The sequence below is a fragment of the Frankia canadensis genome (assembly GCF_900197875.1).
Classification (GTDB): Bacteria; Actinomycetota; Actinomycetes; order Frankiales; family Frankiaceae; genus Frankia; species Frankia canadensis.
Genome location: NZ_FZMO01000445.1, coordinates 1 through 18,547, shown reverse-complemented (window position 1 = coordinate 18,547; position 18,547 = coordinate 1). Strand labels below are relative to the sequence as shown.

Genomic DNA, 18,547 nt, shown 5'->3' with positions numbered 1-18,547 from the left:
CAGCGGACGCGGAGGGCGCGGGCGAGGCCCCGGGCACGCCAGAACCCGGCGACGCCGGCCGCCGCCCCGGAGGCGGCGTCCACCCGCCCGGCGCCCGGGGCCCAGGGGGCGTGGTCATCGGCGGACCTCCGTCCAGCCAGGCTGGGACACCAGTCGCAGCATACGGGCCAACATCCGAGCAACCGGCCTCGCCCCGGGACGCGAGGACGGTAGAACTACGGCCAGATGGCTGTCCAACCGGGTTGATAACGCCCTGACCTGGGGCAGGGCAAATCCGGCGGCCGTCACGCCGCCGACCTGCGCGGGCGAGCCCCGGACGAGGCGTGACGACCTCCACATCGCCTCGCTCCGCCGGTCAGGCGGCCTGCCCACCAACGGGCCACCCCGCGAGGGTGGTCCTTACACAGCGGCTCCCGCGTCCGCCCGGCGTCGGGACCATCGCCGAGCTACGGCGCCAGATGCGGTGATATCTCATTGTCACCCAACGGACATACCGTTGTCACAGACCGCACTACCAAGGCGATCCGGATCAATGGCCCGGACTAGTCATTTGGATAACCACCCGTGTGGGGTCTGTGCCGTGGCCACGCCACTCCGTACGGTTTCGGGTCAACGCCACGTCACCACCCGCACGGGCCCCCTGACCCGGACTCGAGAAGAAAGGCAGGTGGCATGACCAGAAGCCTGGCCCCCGCCGTCAGCACGACCCTGCGTGCCAACCCGACCCAGCTCGTCGGCTCCACCGTCGACGGCGACTGGACGGCTCACGCCGCCTGTCGCGACCTCGACCCGGACGAGCTGTTCGTCCAGGGCGCCGCCCAGAACCGGGTGAAGACCCGGTGCTTCGGCTGCGCCGTCCGCACCGAGTGCCTCGCCGACGCCCTCGACAACCACGTCGAGTTCGGCGTCTGGGGTGGCATGACCGAACGGGAGCGTCGCGCGCTGCTGCGTCGCCGCCCGGACGTCACGTCCTGGCGCAAGCTGCTCGCCGACGCCCAGGCGGATCACCGCTCCGCCTCGGCCGGTTAGCCGGCCCGCTCTCCCGTTCCGTCCGAGGACAGCGTCGTCCCCGCCGGAACCCCCGTTCCCGCTCCAGCCGGCCGCCCGGGACCCCCGCCCGCGGCCGTGCCCGCCGGTGACAGTGCCCGCCGGTGACAGTGCCCGCCGTGTCGCTCGGTGGCCGTGCCGGCCACGAGGCTCAGGCCGGCCGCGCGCCAGGCCGACCCTCTCGCACGACAGACAGCGCCCGCCGCGACCGCAGCCGGAGTCAGCCCGTCCGCGTCAGCCCGCCTGCTCCAGCCGCTCGTCACGAGCGAGCGCGTGACCGATCTCACGCAGGCCCGCCAGGTCGTGCACATCCTCGGACAGCGCCTCCACCTCCACCAGCGCGGTGTCCGGATGGGCGCTGGTGAACCGCTCCCGCAGCCGGGCCTCCCGGCTGGCGAGACGCACCCGCTCGGCATGGATGCGCAGCACCGCCGCGGCCAGGGGATGCTCCCGGTGCTCGTCGAGGTTCTCGGCGGCGGCCAGACTGCGCTCCACGGTGAGCGCGGTGGCATCGCTGTGGTGCATGCGGTTCACCACCAGGCCGGCCAGCGGCATTCCCTCCGCGTCCAGCCGGTCGACGAAGTAGGACGCCTCCCGCAGCGCCGCCGCCTCGGGTGCCGCGACCACGACGAACGATGTGCCCGGGTCCCCGAGCAGCCGGTAGGTCTCCTCCGCTCGAGCGCGGAACCCACCGAACATCGTCTCCAAGGCCGCCACGAACTGGCTGAGGTCCGTGAGCAGCTGCGCGCCCAGCACTTTGGTGATCACCCGGGTGAACATCCCGAGACCGGCGCCGAGGACCCTCGCGTAGGCCCGCCCGCCCGCCTTGGCCGGCGCGAGCAGCACCCGCAGCAACCGGCCGTCGAGGAAGGTGCCCAGCCGCGACGGCGCGTCAAGGAAGTCGAGTGCCGAACGGGTCGGCGGCGTGTCGACGACGATCAGATCCCACTCGCCGGTCGCGTCAAGCTGGCCGAGCTTCTCCATCGCCATGTACTCCTGCGTGCCGGAGAAGGACGACGACAGCGACTGGTAGAAGGGGTTCGCGAGCAGCGCCTGGGCCCGCTCGGGCGTGCTGTGGGCGAGGACGATCTCGTCGAACGTCCGCTTCATGTCGAGCATCATCGCGTCGAGGCGGCCGCCGGCCGACACGTCGACGCCCGCGACCTCGCACGGGGTGTTGTCGAGCGCGGTCAGCCCCAGCGACTGGGCGAGCCTGCGCGCCGGGTCGATCGTCAGCACGACGACGACGCGCCCGCGTTCGGCCGCCCGCAGCGCCAGCGCCGCCGCCGTGGTGGTCTTGCCCACACCGCCCGAGCCGCAGCAGACGACGATGCGCTCGGTGTCGAGCATCTCGTCCACGTCCAGCAGCGGCACACCAGCCGGGTGCGGTCGAACGCGCCGCTGTCCGGCGGCGGCACCGTTCGGCGCCTGCGTGCCCGCGCGGCGACGTGTGGCGCCGGACGACGACCGGGGCTTCGAGCGGGGCGTCCTCGGCCGTGCCGGCGGGGGCGATCCTGACGCGGACGACGCGGACGACGCCGGCGAGGAGGCTGGCGTGACCGGTGAGGCGGGCGACGGCGAGGAGGCGGCCATCGGCTCAGGCCACCATCTGCTGGGCGCGCAGCAGCTCCGCGAACCGGTAGACGGTGCCCAGATCAACCCCGTCCGCGACCAGCGGCACCTCGTAGACGGGACGGCCGAGCGCGGCGATCTCCGCCCGTTCGGCCGTCTCCAGCGCCACCCGGTCGGCGTGCTGGGCCGCCTCCCAGGCGAGCGCCTCGACCAGATCCGGCGTCGGTTCCAGCCCGGCCTCCTTGATCCCGGCGGCGATCTCCTCCCGGTCCAGCTCACCGCGGCGGGCCAGCCGGGACTCCTTGACCTTCAGCAGCGGCGGGCGCGCCATGTTGACGATCACGCCGCCGAGCGGCAGGCCGACCCGGGCGAGCTCGGCGACGCCGTCCACGGTCTCCTGGACGGGCATCTCCTCCAGCAGCGTGACCAGGTGCACCGCGGCCCGCTCGGGCCGCAGCACCGCCATCACGCTGTCGGCCTGCGCGCGGATCGGGCCCATCTTGGCGAGCCCGGCCACCTCGGCGGACACGTTGAGGAAGCGGGTGATCCGGCCGGTCGGCGGGGCGTCGAGGACGACCGCGTCGTAGGCGAGGCCGCTCGGGCGGGTGCCGTCCGGGCGGTTGACCGCCTCCTTGACCTTGCCGGTCAGCAGCACGTCGCGCACTCCCGGCGCGACGGTCGTGGCGAAGTCGACCGCGCCGATGCGGCCGAGTGCCTTCCCTGCCCGGCGCAGGTTGTAGAACATCTCCAGGTACTCCAGCAGCGCCTCGTCCGCGTCGATGGCGAGGGCGAACACCTCACCGCCGCCGGGGGCGCTCGCCACCTTGCGCTCCTGGTAGGGCAGCGGAGGCGTGTCGAACAGCTGCGCGATCTGCTGGCGGCCCTCGACCTCGGTCAGCAGGACCCGGCGCCCGCCGGTGGCCAGCGCCACCGCCAGGGCGCCCGCCACGGTCGTCTTCCCCGTCCCGCCCTTGCCGGTGACGATGTGCAGCCGACGATCCCACGGGCCGTCGAAGCCGTCACCGCGCTCCACTGCGTCACTGTCGTCGAGTCCGCCGCCGGTGCCGTCGGCGTCGTCGCCGGCACGGCCCTCGGTCACGGTGCGCTTGCCGCTCACATGCTCGACCGTACTCGTGCGGCCGGCCGCGGCCACCCGCGCAAGCCCGCGCCCATCGTGCCGCGGTGGCGAACCGGCCCGCTCGCGACATCGCCGACCGGACCGTCCGGACGAGGTGCCCGGGGCCTACCCGGTCGATGCTCTAAGGTCCGGTGTCATGCAGACGAAGTGGGAGTACTTCACGGCTCCGTTGCTGATCCACAACACCAAGCAGATCCTCGACACGTTCGGCGAGGACGGCTGGGAGCTGGTGCAGGTGATCCCCGCGCCCACCAACCCCGAGGGGCTGGTCGCCTACTTCAAGCGGCCCAAGGGGCAGTCCTGACCACGCCCGCGCGGCGCCTCGCCGAGCTCGGCGTGACACTGCCGCCCGTGGCGAGCCCCGCCGGCGCCTACGTGCCCGCGGTGCGTGACGGCGACCTGGTCTGGACCGCCGGGCAGCTGCCGATCGCCGACGGCCGGCTGCTCGCGACCGGTCTGGTCGGCGACCAGGTCACCGTGGAGGAGGCCGCCCGTCTCGCCCGGGTCGCCGCGCTGAACGCGCTGGCCGCCGTCGCGTCCCAGGCGGACGGGATCGACGGGGTCGTCCGGATCGTCAAGGTGGTCGGTTTCGTCGCCAGCGCCCCCGGATTCACCGGCCAGCCGGCCGTCGTCAACGGCGCGAGCGAGCTGTTCGTCGAGGTCTTCGGGGCGGCGGGCCGACACGCCCGGTCGGCGATCGGCGCCGCCTCGCTGCCGCTGGGCGCCCCGGTGGAGATCGAGGTGGTGGCGCGGGTCGCCGCGGCCGCACGCGGCTGACCCGCGGGTCCGATCGGCGGCGGCGGCCGGGGCCCGTCACTAGCATCGGGGACATGCCCGACCACAAAGCTGCCCTGCTCGCCCTGTTCCGCCGGCCGATGGCGGTCGTCGACGGGGTGGCCGGCCCCGGGATCCGGGTGTCGGCTCCCGCCGGGCCGCCCGCGGCGATCCGCGACGCCGCGACCGTGGTGATGCTGCGCGACGCCCCGGACGGTCCGGGCATCGAGGCGTACCTGCTGCGCCGGGCAGCCGGGATGGCCTTCGCGGGCGGCATGTACGCCTTCCCGGGCGGTCGGGTCGACCCGACAGACCGGGGCGCGGACCTGCCCTGGGCGGACCCGCCGTCCGCCGACGCGCTGCGTGCCCTCGCCGCCGACCCGGCGCTCGCTCGGGCACTCATGTGCGCGGCCGTTCGCGAGACCTTCGAGGAGTGTGGCGTCCTGCTCGCCGTGCCGACCACCGGCGGCAGCGACCACGCGGACGGTGGTGGTCGCGCCGGCGTCGAGGGCGCGGCCGGCGCGCCGCCGCTGGCGCCCGCGGCGCGCGACGCCGCGCGCACCGCGCTGGAACGCCACGAGCTGGCACTGAGCGCCCTGCTGAGCGAGCACGGGCTGGCGCTGCGGGGCGATCTGCTGGCCCCCTGGGCCCGCTGGGTCACCCCGGAGGTGGAGCCCCGCCGCTACGACACCCGCTTCTTCGTCGCGGCGCTGCCGCCCGGGCAGTCTCCGGGCCAGCCGAGCCGGGAGGCGTCCTCGATGGAGTGGACACGCCCCGTCGACGCGCTCGCGGGCCACGACGCCGGCACGATGCGGATGCTGCCGCCGACCGCCTTCACCCTCGCCGAGCTGGCCGAGTATGACGACGTCGCCTCGGTGATGGCCGCCGCGCACACCCGCGACCTGTCGCCGATCATCCCGAAGATCCTGGTCACCGGGGACGAGGCGCACATGCTGCTGCCGCACGACGAGGCGTACGACGACCCGGCCGCGGTGCTGCCCGGCGGCCGCGGCGACGTGTCGGCGTAGTCCCGTGGCCTCCCCCCGCCACGCCGCCCCGCGCCAGGTGACACCGCTGGCCGCCGTCCTGCTCGCGCCGAACCCAGGTCCGATGACGCTGGAGGGCACGAACACCTGGCTGCTGCGAGCCCCCGGCGAGGACGGCTGCGCGGTGGTCGACCCCGGGCCGGACGACGCCGGTCACCTGGCCGCGGTCGCCGCCGCCGGCGGCCGCGTCGACGTAATCCTTCTCACCCACGGTCATCACGACCACAGCGCGGGCGCCGCCACGCTGCACGCCCTCACGGGCGCCCCGGTGCGCGCGCTGGATCCGGCCCACCGGCTCGGTTCGGAGGGCCTGGCCGCCGGGGACGTGCTCGGCCTGGCCGGCATGGAGCTGCGCGTGCTGCCCACCCCGGGCCATACCGCCGACTCCCTGTCGTTCCTGCTCGCCGGGGACGAGCGCGCCGCGCCAGCGGTGCTCACCGGCGACACGATCCTCGGCCGGGGCAGCACCGTCGTGGCGCATCCCGACGGCCGCCTCGGCGACTACCTCGACAGCCTGCGGCTGCTGCGGGACCTGGGCGAGGCCACCGTCCTACCCGGGCATGGGCCGGAGCTCCCGGCGGCCGGCGCCGCCGCCGAGCGCTACCTGGCTCACCGTGAGTCCCGGCTGGCGCAGGTCCGCCAGGCGCTGGCCGACGCGGGCACGACCCCCGCCCGGGCGGATCCGGTGGCCGTGGTCCGCCGGGTGTACGCGGACACCGACCGGGCGCTGTGGCCGGCCGCGGAGATGTCCGTCCGGGCCCAACTGGACTACCTCCGGGAGCATTCCGACATGCCCTGATCGAGCCAGGCACTTCGGGCCGGCCACACCCGGGCCGTATCACCTGAGGTGCGCCGCGGACGCGACCGCCGCGCCGCAACGCGCCGGCCGGCCGCGGCCCGGCGCGGCCGGCCGGCCCGTCTGCGCCGCCCGACCAGGACGGTCGGCGCAGACGGGCCGGGCGGCGCGGGTCGGCACGGCCCGCACCCGATCGGGCGCCGAGACGGCACGGATGGGGGGTCTCCCGCCGCCGATACCACCCGGCGGCGGGTGATGGCCGCGTTCCGTCACCCGAGCGGACGCGATCCGGGAAACGAGATCCAGGCCACTAAACTCAGGTCTGGAGGGAACCGCCCGTGCGCAGGATGACGACTTCTTCGACCAGGCAGACGCCGAGTGGCCGGCCCGGGACGGCCGCTGGCCACCCGGCCGGGCGACCGGCGGCTCGGCCACGTCCTCGACTCCGGGAGGCCCGCGGATGAGGGTACCCGTGCGATCCCCACGTACCAGGGCGCGGCCATGGTGATCGCCGCGCCGCACACCGGTCCGCTGCGCTGCCCACGCTGCGCGTCCGCGGCCGTCCCCGGCGGCCGGTTCTGCTACAACTGCGGCCTGGAGTTCAGCTCCGCGGAGGCTCCCGCCTCCGACGCGCCGGAACGCCGGGTCGTGACCGTCCTGTTCGGTGACCTGTCCGACTTCACCGGTTGGGCGGAGGACCGCGACCCCGAGCGGGTCGGCGAGATGACCGACCGGGTGCTCGCCGCGCTCGCCCGCGAGATCGACGAGGTCGGCGGGCGTGTCGACAACCTCGCCGGCGACGGGATCATGGCCGTCTTCGGCGCGCCGACCGCCCATGAGGACGATCCGGAACGCGCCGTGCGGGCCGCGACCGCGATGCAGGAGACGGTCCGCCGGCTGGTCCAGGAGACCGCCGGCGACAGCGCCCAGGGGCGTCTGGGCCTGCGGGTCGGGCTCAACACCGGTGAGGTCCTCGCCGGGGTCCAGGCCGCGCTGTCCTACACCGTCATCGGCGACACGGTGAACACCGCCGCCCGGCTGTCCGCGGCCGCCTCGATCGGCACCGTCTACGCGGGCCGGTCCACCGTGCTCGCGACCAGGTCGGTGGCGAGCTGGCGAGAACTGCCCGACCTCGTGCTCAAGGGCAAGCGGGAGCCCGTACCGGCCTACGAGCTGATCAGCCTGCGCCCGTCCAACGTGGCCCGCCCCGGGCTCGCCGACGACGCGCCGTTCCTCGGCCGGGAGGCCGAGCTCGACGAGTTGAGGGCCCTGTTCGACGAGGTGGTGACCCGGCGCGCCCCCCAGGTCGCCCTGCTGGTCGGCGAGGCCGGAATCGGCAAGACCCGGCTGGCCAGTGAGCTGGCGAGCCGGGCCGCGCAGACCCCGGGCACGGTCGTGCTGTGGGGCCGCACGGTCCGCCACGGTGACGGCCGCGGGCTCGCCCCGCTGGTCGATGTCGTCCGCAACGCCTGCGGCATCACCGACGGCGACTCGCTCGACCGGGTGGCCGACCGGGTGCGCGCCACGGTGGCGGGCCTCACCCATCCGATCACCGGCACCCGGCTGCCCGCCGGCATCGCCGACCGGTTACTGCTGCTGCTCGGGGTGCCGCTCGACCGGCGCTCCACCGGTGTTCCGGCCGCGACCCCCGGTGACCCGGCGGCCCGCGCCTCGCATGTCGAGGAGGCCGAGGCCCGGGCGGTCGAGGCGACGGTGGAGGCGGTCGCGCTGCTGCTCAGCGCGCGGGCCCGCTCAGGTCCCATCCTGGTCGTGATCGACGACCTGGAGTGGGCGACAAGCCAGCTCAGCAACGCGATGAGCCGGCTCGCGTCGCGGCTGTCCGGGCCGGTGCTGCTGGTCCTGCTCGACCGGGCCGGGCCCCGGCTGACCTCGCTGCCGCAGATGCGCCGCATCGATCTCGCGCCGCTGAGCGTGGAGGCGTCCGGCCTGCTCCTGCAGAGCCACCTGCGCGGGCGCACGCTGGAGCCGCAGACCCGCACCGACCTGCTCGCCCGGGTGCACGGCAACCCGTTCTTCCTGGTCGAGCTGCTCAACCTGCTCATCGACCGACGCCTGCTGCACCCGGCACGCCCCGACTCCGCGACGGCCCCGGACGGCAACGCCGACGCGGACGGGCAGGCCGAACTCGTGCTGGACGGATCGCTCGCCGAGACCCCGCTGCCCGCCGGCGTCCAGTCGGTACTCGCCGCCCGCATCGATGATCTCGACCCGGTCGCCAAGGCGGTGCTGCGGGCGGCCGCCGTGCTCGGCCGGCGGTTCCCCGCCGAGGCGCTGCCCATGGTCGACGAGCGGCCCGCCGACGAGGTGACCCGCGCGTTGGACGTCCTAACCGAACGTCAGCTCGTCCGCCCGCCGCGGGCCAGCGAGACCCGCTGGCGCTTCGTGCACCCGATGGCCCGCGACGTCGCCTACGCCGGGCTGCCGAAGGTCGAGCGTGCCCGGCGGCACGCCACGGCGGCCCGCTGGGGTGTCACGGCGATGATCGGCACGTCGCGCTCGGTGTCGACCTTCGTGGCCAGCCACGCACTGCGGGCGTACGAGCTGGCCGCGTCGATGGGCCTCGCCCCCGGCGACCCGGCATGGACGTCGCGGATGTCCGGTTTCCACGCGCACGTGCGGCTGGCCCGCGCGGCGCTGGCCCGCGACGACCATCGGGCCGCCGCCGAACTGCTCGCCAACGCCCGCCGGCTCGGGCGGGACATGATCGATCGCAAGGAGGACAACACCGTCCGGGTGCTGCACGCCGAGGCTCTCGTCGCGCTGCGCCAGCTGGACGAGGCCGGGCGCACGCTGCGCCCGGCGCTGCGGGCGGAGGCCCCGGCCCGGCGCGCGGCCGCCTTCTCGGTGCTCGGTGAGCTGCGCCAGAAGCAGGGCCGGCCGGAGGAGGCCGCGCAGTGCCTGCTCACCGCCCTCGACTCGGCCCGCCAGGCGGGCGACGAGCGGGCCACCGCGGCGGCGCTGCGCCGGCTGGGCATGCTCGAGTACAACGCCGGCCGGATCAGCGCCGCCGAGGAGCGCTACCAGGACGCCCTCGCCATCGCCCGGCAGGTCGACGACCCGCGCGGCATCGGCTGGGCGCTGCAGCACCTGGCCTGGAACGCCACCACCCGGGGCGACTACCCGCGAGCCGAACGGACGCTACGCGAGGCCTCGACCGTCTTCGAGCGGTTGGAGGACACCGGCGGGCTGGGCTGGTGCCGGGGCACCGAGGCGCTGGTGCTGCTGCTGTCCGGCCAGCTCACTCGGGCGCGCAAGCTCACCCGTGAGCTGATCGAGCTCGCCGGCTCGGTGGGCGAGCAGTGGGGGATGGCGGTGTGCCTGACAATCGGCGCGATCGCGGCCGCTGAACTCGGCGACATCACCACCGCCGAGGCGCACGCGGCCCGGGCCACCGAGCTGTTCGAGTCTTCCGGGGACACCTGGGGATCCATGCTCGTGCTGGTCGCGAGGGGTCTCGCGGCCCGCGGTGCGGGCGAGCCGGCGCGCGGCGCGCGGTACCTGACCGAGGCCTGCGAACAGGCGGCCGAACGGGGCCAGGTGGTCGTCGGCGCCCTGGCCCGGGTGCTGCTCGGCCTGACCCTGCTCGACGCCGGCGAGGTGGACCAGGCCGAGCAGGCCGCCGAGGCGGCGCTGCGGGACCTGGACAGCCTCGAGCTGCGACCCCACGCCCAGCTGGGGGCGAAGGTCCTCGTCGCACAGATCGCCAGGGCCCGCGGGCGGATCGACGCCGCGCGTGACCTGCTGCGCGAGGCGCTGGCGGCCAGCGAGCCGGCGACCCTGATGTTCCCCCGGCGCCAGGCCTACGCGCACCTCGCCGGCATCCTGCTGGACGGTGGCTCGCCGGTCGAGGCGCTGGAGGTCGCACGGCAGGCGGTCGCGGTCGACGCCGAGGACGTGCGGGCCACGGTACTGGGCTACCGGGCGCTGGGCACGGCGCTCGTCGCGAACGGCGAGCTGGAGGCCGGCAGGGGGGCCTACCTACGGGCGCTGGCGGCGGCGACGGCGACCGGGGCCGTCAGCGAGGCACCGCAGACCCGCCGGCTGCTGGCCGGCCTGCCGCCGAGCGGCGGCTCGGCGCCCGCCGCGGGCCCGGCGGGCGGCGGCGGGCCCGGCGGGCCGAACGGGCAAGGCGGGCGGACCCGGCCCGCCGACGCGGGCGGCCGCGGCGGGGCCGGCGAGCAGGCCCGGGAGGTCACGCGGCAGGCGGGCGCCGAGCGGGCGGGCACGGCCACCGCTTCGGCCGTGCCCGGCGGCTGACCGGCGGGCACGGCGGCACACCGCCCGCATCAGGCACTCCGCTCGCGTCAGGGACTCGGCCCACGTCGGGCACTCCGCTCGCGTCGGGCACTCCGCTCGCGTCGGGGACTCGGCCCGGCTCGGGCGGATGGGCCGTGCGCCCGCGCAGCGTGAAGCCGGCGGGGGCGTCCGATCACGGCCTCCCCCCGCCGGCACTGAGCGCGGACGTACGTCGGCACAGCCGTCCGGACCGCGCCGCACGCGAGCGCGACGCGGACCCGGACGCGGCTATCTGGCCCGGCGGGACAGCCGTTCGCGGTCGAGTAGGACGACGGCGCGTGAGTCCAGGCGCAGCCAGCCACGGGTAGCGAAGTCGGCGAGCGCCTTGTTGACCGTCTCCCGGGAGGCGCCGACCAGCTGGGCCAGCTCCTCCTGGGTGAGCCCGTGCTCGACGCGCACGCCGGCGGCCTCGTTGCCGGGCTGCGCCGGCTCGCCGAACCGTTCGGCCAGGTCGAGCAACGCCTTCGCCACCCGCCCGGGCACGTCGGTGAACACCATGTCCGCGACGTTGTCGTTGGTGCGGCGCAGCCGGCGGGCGAGCACCCGCAGCAGCATCGCGCCCGCCTCCGGGCGAGAACGCAACCAGGGCCGCAGCGCGGTGTGCTCCAGCGACAGCAGTGACGCGTCGGTGACCGCGGTGGCGGTGGCCGTGCGTGGCCCGGGGTCGAACAGCGACAACTCGCCGAACAGGTCCCCGGGACCCATGACGGACAGCAGGTTCTCCCGTCCGTCGGCAGACTGACGTCCTATCTTCACCTTTCCGGACAGGACCACGTACACCCGGTCGCCGACGTCTCCCTCTCGGAACAGCACGTCCCCGCGGGTGACGTCCTGCCGATCAAGATGGTCGGAGAGGGCTAGCCGGTCCTGTTCGGAGAGCCCCACGAACAGCGGTACGCGGGCAAGCAGATCCTCCACGGTCCTGAGCATGCCAGGACTATCGCCAGAGAGCACGGGCAGGGACCCCCAGCATCGAAATGCACCCCGAGGGGTGAACGTAACGCGACCGAACGTGCGCTGATGGCGAGAATCAGGCCTTGATCAGGCACTTCCGGTTGACACATCCGGGGTTTTCGCCTGGCCCAGGATGACCATGTTGCAGTCCGCGCGAACGGTGTCGCCTGAACGGGCCACATCATGCCGGGCAGATCGTCCCGCCGCCGTCCGGGCCCATCGTCCCGGTCCGCCCACCGGCCGATCGACCAACGGACACCGGACCGGCACGCCGGGCCCACGGAATCGAGCCACCTCGACCGTCGCCCCTCGCCGGCCCTGGGAAGCCGGCCGGCGCCAGCCCACCATCGACGGGCTGAGCTGGGCGGACAGCCAGGACCGACGGCACCGCGCCGACGCGGGATCACCGGCGTGGAGCACATCACCCACGACCGGCGGACGCGGGGGCCGCGTGTGCGAGCACGGAACGGCAAGTTGTGCTATGGGCGGTCGTGCTACAGGCGGTGGCGGCCGAATCCGCGCGCGCCGGCCTCCCTGCGCCGAGGTGGCCGTCAGGCCGCGCGCCGAGGGGCCGTCAGGCCGCTCGATGCTTGCCCGGCGGCGGACGGCGCAGGCGCCGCCGATACCGCTCCAGTGCCGCCGGCAGGCCCTGGTGCGCGAGCGTGTCGACCTCGTCCGGCTGCGCGTTGTGAAGGAAGCCCTCGAGCCCCTTGCCGGTGTCCGCGGCGTTCAACGGGCGTTCCACCCGTTCCATCGCCAGCAACAGTCCGAGCAGGAGGAGGGGAAAGAAGATCGCTGCGATGACAAACATGACTCCCCCATGGTGGCCGACGATCGGCCGCGCGCCGCGGGCGGGGGTCGGCGTGTCGCGGATCGGTGTCATCGCGGTGACGATCGTGGGGCTTCGGCCGCGACGCCGGTCTCGGCGCCCCGCCGGGGCGGATACGCTGCCAGACATGCCCGCCGCCCTCGATGTCGCGACCGAGACGCCTCTCGCGCGAACACGGCGGGCCCGTCGGATCGTGCGTCTGCTGGGCGAGATACATCCGGACGCCCGTATCGCGTTGCATTTCGACAACGCACTTGAGTTGCTGGTCGCCACGGTGCTGTCGGCACAGTGCACAGACAAGAAGGTCAACGAGGTCACTCCCGCGGTCTTCGCGCGCTATCCGTCCGCCGCGGCCTACGCGGGCGCCGATCGCGCCGAGCTCGAGGCGATGCTGCGGCCCACCGGCTTCTTCCGGGCCAAGGCGAACTCGCTGATCGGCATCGGCGCGGCGCTCACCGAGCGTTTCGGCGGCGAGGTCCCCGGCTCGCTCGACGCGCTGGTCACGCTGCCCGGGGTCGGCCGCAAGACGGCGAACGTCGTGCTCGGGCACGCCTTCGGCACGCCGGGCGTCACGGTCGACACCCACGTCGGGCGGCTGTCGCGCCGCTTCGGGCTGACCGACCAGAACGATCCGGTCAGGGTCGAGGCGGAGCTGTGCGCGCTGCTCGAGCCCCGCGACTGGACCATCGCCTCGGATCGGATGATCTTTCACGGCCGCCGCTACTGCCACGCCCGCCGGCCGGCCTGCGGGGCCTGCGCGCTGGCGCGGCTGTGCCCCTCGTTCGGGCTCGGGCCGACCGAGGCGGGCGAGGCCGCCAGGCTGGTGCGGGGAACACGAGGGGATGTCGAAGCGCTGCGATGACGGATGTCTCCCCGCCCCACGGCGCCCCGCAGTGGCTGCGCTCGGCCGCCGCCCAGGCGGACGGCGAACTGGTGCGCAACCGCCCGCGGCCGCCCGCCGGGTCCGACGTCGACCCGCGGCCCGCGGCCGTCCTCGTGCTGTTCGGCGAGGGCCCGCACGGGCCGGACGTCCTGCTGCTCGAACGGTCGGCCGCGCTGCGCAGCCACGCCAGCCAGCCGGCCTTCCCCGGCGGTCGCGCCGAGGTCGGGGACGCCTCCCGCGTCGACACCGCCCTGCGTGAGGCCGCGGAGGAGGTCGGGCTCGACCCGGCCGGCGTGGAGGTGCTCTGCACGACCTCGCCGCTCTATCTGCCGGCGAGCCACCACACGGTGACACCGGTGATCGGCTGGTGGCACACGCCCAGCGCGGTCGCCCCGGTGGACCCCGCCGAGACGGCCTTCGTGTCGCGGGTGCCGCTGGCGGAACTCGCGGAACCCGCCAACCGGTTCTCGGTGCGCTACGCGCCGGAGGTGCTCGCCCCGGCCTTCCACGTGCACGGCATGTTCGTGTGGGGCTTCACCGCGGGCGTGCTCGACGTGTTGCTGCGCCTGGGTGGCTGGGAGCGGCCCTGGAGCCCGGTCGAGATCGTCAGCTATCCCTTCCAGCAACGCGTGCCGCTGTCCACGGCCGGCGACCCACCGGGCCCCCGACCCGAGAGGCAGTCCCGTTGACCCGTACCCCGCACGACGCGCAGGCGGCCGGCCGGCTCCAGGGCGTCCGGGTGCGATCGCCCCGGCGCGGCCCGGCGGTGGCGTCGCTGGCGTTTGTCCTCGCCGTCCTCGTCGGCGCCGCCGGCTGCGGCGGGAACGGTGGCCCCAGCCCGTCCGCCGGCCCGACGGTCGCCGCCACGACCGGCGCGAACGGCGTGCAGGTCTTCGCCGTCACCGGCCTGCCGAGCATGGCCTTCTCCGCCAGTGAGCTGGTGGCGAAGCCGGGGACGATCCGGGTCGACTTCTCGGTCGCGCCAGGCTCGGCGCCGCACAACTTCGTCATCCCGCGGATCCGGGATGCCCATACCCGCATCATCTCCGCCGGAGAGTCGCAGAGTGTCACCTTCACGATCACCCAGCCAGGTGATTATCAGGTGGTCTGTACCCTCCATCCCAACATGACGGCGACGTTGAAGATCACCTGAGTCGGGGCGGGGCAGCATCGTGCCGAGCCTGCTGGACATCATCCTGGTGGCCCTGATCATCCTGTTCGCGATCTCGGGGTACCGCCAGGGTTTCCTGGTGGGCGCACTGTCCTTCGCCGGCTTCCTCGGCGGTGGTGTGCTCGGCGCGAAGATCGTCAAACCGTTCACCGAGCTGATCGGCCAGCAGCAACACGGCGCGCTCGTGGCACTCCTGGTCGTGCTCGGACTCGCGATGGCCGGGCAGGTCGCCGGCACCGCGCTCGGCGTCGCCCTGCGTGATCGGTTGACCTGGCGCCCGGGGCGTGCTGTGGACGCCGCCGCCGGCTCCGTGCTGTCCGGCATCTCCGTCCTGCTCGTCGCCTGGCTGCTCGCGACGGCCGTGCAGCGCTCGTCGTTCACGACGCTCGCGCGCTCGGTCCAGGACTCCCACGTGCTCGCCGCGGTGGACAACGGCATGCCGAACGGGGTCCGCGACACCTTCGCCGACCTGCGACAGCTCGCCGGCAACAAGACGTTCCCCGAGGTCTTCTCGAGCCTGCACGGGCAGCGGATCATCGCCACCGACCCGCCGGACCCGGCGACCGTCCAGGCCATCGGGGTGCGCAACGCCGCCGCGAGCATCGTCAAGATCCGGGGGCTCGCCCGCTCCTGCAACCAGCGGGTGGAAGGCTCCGGATTCGTCATCGCGCCCCAGCGGGTCATGACGAACGCGCATGTCGTGGCCGGGGTGCGCAATCCCACGGTGGTGCTCTCCACCGGGGTACTGCCGGCGGAGGTCGTCCTGTTCGACCCCGACCGCGACATCGCCGTGCTGCGGGTCCCGGATCTCCAGCGCCCGCCGTTGCAACTGCGGTCAAGCCCGGCGGCCGCCGCGGACGACCCGGCGGTGATCGCCGGCTTCCCCGAGGACGGCCCATACACCACCGTGGCCGCCCGGGTCCGCAACCACCAGAAGGCGCGAGCGGCGAACATCTACGAGCGGGGCACCGTCATCCGCGACATCTACGCGGTGCGCGGGCAGGTCCTGCCCGGCAACTCCGGCGGGCCGCTGCTCGCCCCGGACGGCACCGTGCTCGGCGTGGTGTTCGCCGCGGCGATCGGCGACTCCGACACCGGCTATGTGCTCAGCGCGGCCGAGGTGGCCCAGTCCGCCTCGGTGGGCACCGTGGCCGTCGCGCCCGTCAGCACGCAGGGCTGCGACTGACGGCGGCCCGGGACCGGCCCCCCGTCGCACCGCTCGCGCCGGGAACCGGTCAGGAACCGAGCCAGCCGAGGAGTTCGGCGTTGACCACGTCGGGGATCTCCTCGTGCGGGAAGTGCCCGACCCCCTCGTGCAACCGCCACGTGTAGCGGCCGCTGACGTAGCGGCCCGAGCCCTGCGCCGTGCCGGGCAGGAAACACCGGTCGGCGGCGCCATGGATCTGCAGCGTGTCGATGTGGGACGACCGGCGCAGGACGCCGGCGAACCGGGCGCCGTCCGGCCGGAACAGTGAACGGAACACCCACCGGTGGTACTCCAGCGAGCTGTGGGCCACCCCGGGGATGCGCATCGCGGCGCGGTAGCGCGCCTCCGCCTCGGCGTCCGGGTAGCCGGGACCACCCCAGTCCCGCAGCAGCGTCGCGGCGCGGGCGGCATTGTCCGCGACGAGGACACGCTCCGGCCGCCACGGCAGCTGGAAGCCGAACAGGTACCCGCTGGCGGCGCCCTGCCCGCGCGGATCCGCCGCGATCTGATGCCGCAGCCGCAACGGGTGCGGCATCGCGAGGACCGCCAGGCGGCGCACGACTCTCGGATGCCGGGCCGCCGTGGTCCAGCCGAGCAGGCCGCCCCAGTCATGTCCGACGACGACCGCGTCACGCTCCCCGAGCGCCCGGATGAGCCCGGCGACGTCGTCGGACAGGGTGAACGCGTCGTATCCGCGCGGTGGCTTGTCACTTGCCCCGTAGCCGCGCAGGTCGGGGGCGACCACCCGATACCCGGCGGCCGACAGCGCCCGCAGCTGGTGCCGCCAGGCCCACCAGAACTGCGGGAAGCCGTGCAGCAGGAGCACCAGCGGCCCGCGGCCGAGCTCGGCGACGTGCAGACGGGTCCCGTTGGCGGACACGTCCCGGTGCCGCCACGGCCCGTCGACCAGGACGCTGGCCGGCTCGGGAACGCTGTCCTCCATCGCCTGCCAGGATGGCAGACCTGCCGCGGACCGGCGCCGTCCGGTGTGCGTGCCCGGACCCGGGCGACGCCGCCGGTGGACCCGGATGGCCGACCGGCGCTCGGTCACACGGCCGGCCGACCGCTGGTGGCTCAGCCCAGCCCGCCACCCGCCGCCGTCGGCGCCCCCGGCACCGCGCCGGCGCGCGACGCCGCCGCGGGAGACGACGATCCGTTCGGGCGCGCCGTCGGGCTGCGCAGCCAGGCGATGTCGTCGCGCACCGTCTGGATGGTCCGTTCGGGCGGTGAGAGCCGACGGAACCTGGTGATCGCGACAAGTGCCAGCCCGCCCGCGACCACGAGGTAGATCGCCGCGGTAAGCAGGTAGGACCAGAACCTCTCCATGCCCGCCCAGGTGAACAGTTCACCGAGGAAGATCGTCACCGCGATGAGCGCGCACAGCCCGAGCCCGGCCGCCACGGCCAGGCAGCCGACGCCCAACGCCGCCGACACGGCCTGCCGGGCCAGCTCCGCCTTAGCGAGGTCGATCTCCTGCCGGACGAGCAGCGAGACGTCGCGCGTGGCCAGCGCCACCAGCTCTCCCAGAGAGGGCTCGCGGCCATCCCGGGTCTTCCCGGTCGTAGTCGACACCCTTCGTCCTCCCTCTGGCCGGCGCCGGCCCACGGGCCGGACGCGCGGCCGATCGCGCGGGTCGGATGGTCCGCGCCCGCGGCGGATCGGGAGATCCCACCGGAGCGACCCCGGCCCGGACCCCGCGGGATCGCACCGCCGACGCATCTCCAGGTGACCGGCCGCGCTCCGGCCGGTCCACCGCCCCCTCGTCCTGTGCGCAGTGTCCCTCGGACAGACCCCAGCCGTCGGCGAACGACGCGTTGATGCCCCTGTGATGCCTCCTACGGATTCCGGCCGGCCCGCCTCGGATGGCCCGGACCGGTAGCGTGCCCACCGTGAACCACCGCCCGTCCGGATCAGTACTCGCCGCCGATCCGCTGGCCCGTGTCGCCGCCCTGCCGGGCGTGCGCGAGGCCGCGGACACCGCCCGTGCCGCCGTCGACACGCTGCTGCGCCACCGCGTCCTGCGCCGTCAGAGCGCGGAGGTGACCGCCGAGGCCTCGCTGCGCGCCGCCCGCGCCTGCGCGGCGCTGGAGGGCCACGAGATCAGCCTCGACCAGCTGCGCGGCATGTTGTCGGCGGCCGGCGACCCGCCGCAGGCGCCTACCGACCAGGCAGCGGTGCCGGCGGGCGGGCCCGATCCCACTGTCCTGGGCACGGTGCGCCTGTACGCCGAGCTGGGCATGCTCGCACCCGCCTGGGAGCGGGCCCCGCGCCAGGCGCTGGCTCGGATGCACGTGCTGCTCGGGCGGGGCGTGCTGCCCGACGAGGAGCTCGGCCGGCCGCGGGCCGACGCGGGGACGCGTCCCCCGTCCGACCCCCTGCGCCTCGGCCCGCCCCCGAGCTCGATGGAGGCCTCGGTCCGGCTCGATGGCCTGACCGGGCTGCTCGTCGCCCCCACCACCGCGCCGGCGATCATCGTCGCCGCCGTCGTGCACGGCGAGCTGCTGGCCCTGCGTCCCTTCGGCGTCCTGGACGGCGTGATCGCGCGCGCGGCGGCCCGGCTGGTCCTCATCAGCCGCGGGCTCGATCCGAAGGCGCTCACCGCGACCGACGTCGGTCATCTGGAGATCGGCCAGGAGGCCGCGGCGCCGGATCACGAGGCCGTCCTCGACTACCGTGCGGCGGCGGACGCGTATGTGCATGGCGGCGCCGAAGGGGTCATCGCCTGGTTGCGGCACTGCTCCCGGGCGCTGGAGCTGGCGGCCCGGGATTCGCTGGCGGTCTGTGAGGCCATCGCCCGCGCCTGATCGCCCCGC

The 18,547-nt window shown here is 74.8% G+C and carries 17 protein-coding genes; 11 read left to right on the top strand and 6 right to left on the bottom strand.

Going from position 1 to position 18,547, the window contains the following annotated elements:
- The first annotated feature begins 672 nt into the window (after nucleotides 1–672).
- Entirely contained in the window at nucleotides 673–1,029 is a 357-nt protein-coding gene (locus C1A33_RS25660; RefSeq protein ID WP_101834042.1) for a WhiB family transcriptional regulator, read from the top strand.
- A gap of 252 nt (nucleotides 1,030–1,281) precedes the next feature.
- Here the strand turns inward: C1A33_RS25660 and bagB are convergent, their stop codons facing one another.
- Together bagB and bagA are read right to left on the bottom strand one after the other, a co-directional pair.
- The gene (gene bagB, locus C1A33_RS25655) at nucleotides 1,282–2,640 is read right to left on the bottom strand and encodes an ArsA family ATPase (RefSeq protein ID WP_243407943.1); all 1,359 of its coding nucleotides are present in this window, start codon (nucleotides 2,638–2,640) and stop codon (nucleotides 1,282–1,284) included.
- Between the two features lie 4 nt (nucleotides 2,641–2,644).
- The gene (gene bagA / locus C1A33_RS25650) at nucleotides 2,645–3,772 is read right to left on the bottom strand and encodes an ATPase BagA (RefSeq protein WP_101834041.1); all 1,128 of its coding nucleotides are present in this window, start codon (nucleotides 3,770–3,772) and stop codon (nucleotides 2,645–2,647) included.
- Between the two features lie 121 nt (nucleotides 3,773–3,893).
- Here bagA and sp36 point away from each other — a divergent pair, with 121 nt between their 5' ends.
- From sp36 to C1A33_RS25625, 5 genes are all read left to right on the top strand, one after another.
- Nucleotides 3,894–4,061, top strand: a complete 168-nt coding sequence (gene sp36 / locus C1A33_RS25645) for a Sp36 family protein (protein WP_009741752.1) — start codon at nucleotides 3,894–3,896, stop codon at nucleotides 4,059–4,061.
- A gap of 32 nt (nucleotides 4,062–4,093) precedes the next feature.
- Nucleotides 4,094–4,534 carry a RidA family protein gene (locus C1A33_RS25640; protein ID WP_423748147.1) on the top strand — a complete coding sequence of 147 codons (441 nt, stop codon included), beginning with the start codon at nucleotides 4,094–4,096 and terminating at the stop codon, nucleotides 4,532–4,534.
- Between the two features lie 53 nt (nucleotides 4,535–4,587).
- A complete protein-coding gene (locus C1A33_RS25635; protein ID WP_101834039.1) occupies nucleotides 4,588–5,559 on the top strand; it encodes an NUDIX hydrolase in 972 nt (323 codons plus the stop codon).
- A gap of 4 nt (nucleotides 5,560–5,563) precedes the next feature.
- The gene (locus C1A33_RS25630) at nucleotides 5,564–6,376 is read left to right on the top strand and encodes an MBL fold metallo-hydrolase (RefSeq protein ID WP_243407942.1); all 813 of its coding nucleotides are present in this window, start codon (nucleotides 5,564–5,566) and stop codon (nucleotides 6,374–6,376) included.
- 498 nt (nucleotides 6,377–6,874) lie between these two features.
- On the top strand, nucleotides 6,875–10,651 hold the full coding sequence (locus tag C1A33_RS25625) for an AAA family ATPase (RefSeq protein ID WP_101834136.1): 3,777 nt from the start codon (nucleotides 6,875–6,877) through the stop codon (nucleotides 10,649–10,651).
- 267 nt (nucleotides 10,652–10,918) lie between these two features.
- Here the strand turns inward: C1A33_RS25625 and C1A33_RS25620 are convergent, their stop codons facing one another.
- Together C1A33_RS25620 and C1A33_RS25615 are read right to left on the bottom strand one after the other, a co-directional pair.
- Nucleotides 10,919–11,620, bottom strand: coding sequence for a Crp/Fnr family transcriptional regulator (locus C1A33_RS25620; protein WP_279354697.1), 702 nt, complete (start codon nucleotides 11,618–11,620; stop codon nucleotides 10,919–10,921).
- 598 nt (nucleotides 11,621–12,218) lie between these two features.
- A complete protein-coding gene (locus C1A33_RS25615) occupies nucleotides 12,219–12,455 on the bottom strand; it encodes a hypothetical protein (protein ID WP_101834132.1) in 237 nt (78 codons plus the stop codon).
- 145 nt (nucleotides 12,456–12,600) lie between these two features.
- Here C1A33_RS25615 and nth point away from each other — a divergent pair, with 145 nt between their 5' ends.
- Genes nth through C1A33_RS25595 form a run of 4 tightly spaced genes read left to right on the top strand, consistent with a single transcriptional unit; the run spans nucleotide 12,601 to nucleotide 15,713 of the window.
- On the top strand, nucleotides 12,601–13,335 hold the full coding sequence (nth, locus tag C1A33_RS25610) for an endonuclease III (RefSeq protein ID WP_101834037.1): 735 nt from the start codon (nucleotides 12,601–12,603) through the stop codon (nucleotides 13,333–13,335).
- Nucleotides 13,332–14,045 (top strand): NUDIX hydrolase, encoded by a 714-nt coding sequence (locus C1A33_RS25605; RefSeq protein ID WP_101834035.1) that lies wholly within the window; start codon nucleotides 13,332–13,334, stop codon nucleotides 14,043–14,045. The genes nth and C1A33_RS25605 overlap by 4 nt, the downstream gene beginning before the upstream one ends.
- Nucleotides 14,042–14,509 carry a plastocyanin/azurin family copper-binding protein gene (locus C1A33_RS25600; protein WP_423748146.1) on the top strand — a complete coding sequence of 156 codons (468 nt, stop codon included), beginning with the start codon at nucleotides 14,042–14,044 and terminating at the stop codon, nucleotides 14,507–14,509. Before C1A33_RS25605 ends, C1A33_RS25600 begins: the two co-directional genes overlap by 4 nt.
- A 19-nt stretch (nucleotides 14,510–14,528) precedes the next feature.
- Nucleotides 14,529–15,713 (top strand): MarP family serine protease, encoded by a 1,185-nt coding sequence (locus tag C1A33_RS25595; protein WP_101834033.1) that lies wholly within the window; start codon nucleotides 14,529–14,531, stop codon nucleotides 15,711–15,713.
- A 49-nt stretch (nucleotides 15,714–15,762) separates the two neighbouring features.
- On the opposite strand, the gene C1A33_RS25590 is transcribed toward C1A33_RS25595, so the two are convergent.
- The gene (locus tag C1A33_RS25590) at nucleotides 15,763–16,677 is read right to left on the bottom strand and encodes an alpha/beta fold hydrolase (protein WP_101834128.1); all 915 of its coding nucleotides are present in this window, start codon (nucleotides 16,675–16,677) and stop codon (nucleotides 15,763–15,765) included.
- A gap of 131 nt (nucleotides 16,678–16,808) precedes the next feature.
- The gene (locus C1A33_RS25585) at nucleotides 16,809–17,306 is read right to left on the bottom strand and encodes a phage holin family protein (protein ID WP_101834032.1); all 498 of its coding nucleotides are present in this window, start codon (nucleotides 17,304–17,306) and stop codon (nucleotides 16,809–16,811) included.
- A gap of 290 nt (nucleotides 17,307–17,596) precedes the next feature.
- Here C1A33_RS25585 and C1A33_RS25580 point away from each other — a divergent pair, with 290 nt between their 5' ends.
- The gene (locus C1A33_RS25580) at nucleotides 17,597–18,538 is read left to right on the top strand and encodes a Fic family protein (RefSeq protein WP_101834030.1); all 942 of its coding nucleotides are present in this window, start codon (nucleotides 17,597–17,599) and stop codon (nucleotides 18,536–18,538) included.
- Nucleotides 18,539–18,547: the final 9 nt, after the last annotated feature.